The sequence below is a fragment of the Aromatoleum toluolicum genome, assembly GCF_012911005.2.
In the GTDB taxonomy this organism is placed as follows: domain Bacteria; phylum Pseudomonadota; class Gammaproteobacteria; order Burkholderiales; family Rhodocyclaceae; genus Aromatoleum; species Aromatoleum toluolicum.
In genome coordinates this window covers 1-3,676 of the sequence record NZ_WTVS01000154.1, presented here as the reverse complement: position 1 = coordinate 3,676, position 3,676 = coordinate 1, and the positions used below count along the sequence as shown (strand labels likewise).

The 3,676-nt window shown below is 66.5% G+C and carries 3 protein-coding genes; all 3 read right to left on the bottom strand.

Annotated elements, in window-relative coordinates; all coding sequences use genetic code 11:
- Positions 1 to 71: 71 nt before the first annotated feature.
- The 3 genes from GPA27_RS27995 to GPA27_RS27985 all read right to left on the bottom strand — a co-directional run bounded on the left by GPA27_RS27995 (position 72) and on the right by GPA27_RS27985 (position 3,630).
- Positions 72 to 1,268: an ABC transporter substrate-binding protein gene (locus GPA27_RS27995; RefSeq protein ID WP_169143683.1), complete on the bottom strand. Its 1,197-nt coding sequence runs from the start codon at positions 1,266 to 1,268 to the stop codon at positions 72 to 74.
- 58 nt (positions 1,269 to 1,326) lie between these two features.
- A complete protein-coding gene (locus GPA27_RS27990; protein WP_169143682.1) occupies positions 1,327 to 2,916 on the bottom strand; it encodes a benzoate-CoA ligase family protein in 1,590 nt (529 codons plus the stop codon).
- Positions 2,917 to 3,162: 246 nt separating this feature from the next.
- Positions 3,163 to 3,630, bottom strand: a complete 468-nt coding sequence (locus GPA27_RS27985) for a 4-hydroxylaminobenzoate lyase (protein WP_169143681.1) — start codon at positions 3,628 to 3,630, stop codon at positions 3,163 to 3,165.
- Between the last annotated feature and the right edge of the window lie 46 nt (positions 3,631 to 3,676).

Here is a 3,676-nt window from a genome sequence, read left to right as displayed (position 1 = left end):
CCCCAACCCTCCCCTTGAAGGGGAGGGAGTCATCCGTGCAGCTCAACCGGACGTCGCCAAACCAACAAGACTTACATGCGACACCCGCGCGCCGGATCGGCCAGCGCCTTCTCGGCGACGCCGACGAGCTTGTTGTCGCGGCCTTCGACCTTGCGCAGGTAGATGTCCTGCACCGGGTTGTGCGCCTTCGACAGCGTGAACGCGCCGCGCGGGCTGTCGATCTTGGCCGTCTCCATCGCCTTGGCGACGGCGTCCTTGTCGAACTTGGCGCCCTTCAGCGCATCGAGGCCGGTCTTCAGCATCTGCGCCGCGTCATAGCCCTGCACCGCATACACGTCGGGCTGCGCCTTGTAACTGAGCGCGTAGGCCTTGCGGAACGCCTGGTCCTTCGGATTGGTCAGGTTGTCGGCGTAGTGCAGCGTCGTCATCACGCCTTCGCCCGAGCCGCCCATCGCGTCGATCGTGCCGTCGGTGAGGAAGCCCGAGCCATAGAGCGGGATGGACTTCTTCAGGCCCGCCGCGTCGTAGTCCTTGACGAACTTGACCGCGCCGCCGCCGGCGAAGAACACGAACACGGCGTCCGGCTTCAGCGACGCGATCTCGGTCAGGAAGGGCTGGAACTCGACGTTCGGGAAGGGCAGATACAGCTCCTTCGCGACCTTGCCGCCGGCCTTCTCGAAGGCTTCCTTGAAGCCCGCAACGGATTGTTCGCCGAAGGAGTACTTCCAGCTCACCGTGACGACGTTCTTGTGGCCGCGCTCGGCGACGATCTTGCCCATCGCGTAGGCCGGCTGCCAGGCCGAGAAGGAGCTGCGGAACACGTTCGGCGCACACAGCGGGCCGGTCAATTCGTCGGCGCCGGCGTTGGGGATGATCAGCAAGGTCTTGGTGTCGCGCGCGACCTTGGCCATCGCCAGCGCCACGCCCGAGTGCACGGTGCCGACGAGCACGTCGACGCTGTCGCGCTTGACGAGCTTGGACGCGTTCTCGGTCGCCTTCGAGGGGTCGGACTCGTCATCGACGACCGAATACTCGACCTCGTAGCCGCCGAGCTTGCCGCCCTGCTCCTGCACGTACTGCTTGAAGCCGTTGGTGATCGCGGTGCCCAGTGCGGCGTAGGTGCCGGTGTAGGGCAGCATCAGGCCGACCTTGATCTTCTCGGCGGCCTGCGCGGCACCCAGCGGCACCAGCGTGCCGGCCAGTACACCGACAAACGCGCCGAGCATGGCTTGCATCACGGTACGGCGCTTCTGTTGCGTCTTCTTCATGGTTGTCTCCTCCATCGGGATGGGTGGGGCTTTGCCCCTTGTATTCGGTATTTCCGCCCTACTTTCCTGCCAGTGCCCTGAGCTTGAAGCGCTGGATCTTGCCCGTCGCGGTCTTCGGCAGTTCATCGACGAACTCCATCCAGCGCGGGTACTTGTAGGGCGCGAGATGCGCCTTCACGTGCGCCTTGATCTCGGCGGCGAGCTGCTCCGAGCGGTTGAATCCGGGCTTGAGCACGATGAAGGCCTTGGGCTTGATCAGGCGCTCCTCGTCCTCGTGGCCGACCACCGCCGCCTCGAGGATCGCCGGATGCTGGATCAGGCAGGACTCGACCTCGATCGGCGACACGTAGATGCCGGAGACCTTGAGCATGTCGTCGTTGCGCCCCGCATACACGTAGTAGCCGTCGGCGTTGCGCGAATACTTGTCGCCGCTGCGCGTCCACGGCCCCTGGAAGGTCGCGCGCGTCTTCTCGCGGTTGTTCCAGTACATCACCGCGCTGGTCGGGCCGGAGATCTGCAGTTCGCCCGGCTCGTCGGCGCCTTCGACGACATTGCCATCGTCGTCGATGAGGCGCACCTGGTAGCCCGGCACCGGCTTGCCGGTGGTGCCGTAATGGACGTCGCCGGGGCGGTTGGACAGGAAGATGTGCAACATCTCGGTCGAGCCGATGCCGTCGAGGATCTCGACGCCGAAGCGCTCGGTCCAGCGCAGGCCGATCTCTTCCGGCAGCGCTTCTCCGGCGGACGCGCACACGCGGATCGCGAGCTCGTCGCGCGTCGGACAGTCCGCGTCCGCGAGCATCGAGGCGTACAGGGTCGGCACGCCGTAGAAGATCGTCGGCTTGTGCTCGCGCAGGCGCTTGAACGCCGCTGCGGGCGTTGGGCGCTCGGCCATCAGCACCGCGGTCGCGCCGACCGCGAGCGGGAAGGTCAGGCCGTTGCCCAAGCCATAGGCGAAGAAGAGCTTGGCCGCCGAGTACACGACGTCGTCCTCGCGGATGCCGAGGATGGGCTTGGCGTACAGCTCCGCGGTATGGATCAGGCTCGACTGGATATGCACGGTGCCCTTGGGCGCACCGGTCGAACCCGACGAATACAGCCAGAAGCACGGATCGTCACAGGTCGTCGCGACCGCCTCGAACTTGTCGGAGGCATTGGCCATGAGCGCCGCGACCGAATCCGCTCCCTCGCCGCCGGCGACGACGATGCGCTCGAGCGACTCGACCTTGCCCAGCAGGGGCGCGAAGGTGTCGTACAGCGGCGCCGAGACGATCGCGATGCGCGCGCGGCTGTCGCCGAGCATGTATTCGTAGTCGGATTGCGTCAGCAGGGTGTTCACGGCGATCGGCACAACACCCGCCTTGATCGCACCGAGGAACACGGTCGGGAAGTCGATCGTGTCATGCACGCACATCAGGATGCGCTGCTCGCGCGTGATGCCCAGTGCCCCGAGGGCGTTGGCGAAGCGGTTAACGCGCGCCGCGAGTTCGTCGAAGCTGTAGCGGCCCAGGTCGTCGATGTAGGCGATCTTGCTGCCGCGGCCGGCGTCGAGGTTGCGGCCGATGAGGTCGTCCGCGGCGTTGTACTGGCGCGGCAGGGTGATGGTCGGCGGACTGGTGCTGTGGTCCGCTGCGCTGAGCGTGGTCATTCCTTCTCTCCTCCGTTCTTCCGGCTGGTGCCGGGGTATTCCGTGCCGGTCTTGTGCCGGCGTCGTTGTGAGTTTCGGTGTTACCCGTGAGCGACGGGTTTTTCGGGGTCGCGGGGCGAGAAACCGCCCCCGTCACGGGGCATTCCGCGCCTTGTTGGCGCGTGGCGGACGCCTCGGCACGAAACACCCCGCGCCGGGGGCTGCGCCGTGCCTGTCTTCCTGCGCCAAGCGGCTGCGGGCATCGCGTTACTGCTTGGTGAACTCGATCGCGCCCTGCGGCAGCAGGTACAACACGTAGGCGCGTCCGTCCGTAACCGTCGGCCGGTGCACGCTGCCGGGGCCATACACGAACCAGCCGGCACCGTGGCCGTCGAACGTCGCGTCGCCTTCGAGCGGCATGATCATGTCGATCTCGCCGTTGGGGTGCGCGTGCTGCGGACCGACGACGTCCTTCATCTCGACGACGTCGACGCTGAAGCCGTGGATCGCATCGGTCGGCTTGATGACGCGGCCGAACTTGATGCCGCCGTGCTCGCGTTCGCACATCCAGCCCGCCGCGACGGCGTCGGCACAGGCCGTGGCAATGGCCTGGAACTCGGCGCCGGTGGCGGGGAAGCGTTCGTTGAGGAAGTCGGCGAGCTGGGCGTCGAGGGGGCGGCCGGCGATCTCGCCGGTCACCTTCGCGATCAGCGCCTGGAACTGGTCGGGCGTCATGTCTCCGTCTCTCCGTTGAAACTGGGGGTTGGGGTCAGGGCTGTCT

Excerpts from the sequence above, each read along its gene's own strand:
- GPA27_RS27990 (WP_169143682.1), bottom strand. The coding sequence starts at position 2,916 with ATGACCACGCTCAGCGCAGCGGACCACAGCACCAGTCCGCCGACCATC.
- GPA27_RS27995 (WP_169143683.1), bottom strand. The coding sequence starts at position 1,268 with ATGAAGAAGACGCAACAGAAGCGCCGTACCGTGATGCAAGCCATGCTC.
- GPA27_RS27985 (WP_169143681.1), bottom strand. The coding sequence starts at position 3,630 with ATGACGCCCGACCAGTTCCAGGCGCTGATCGCGAAGGTGACCGGCGAG.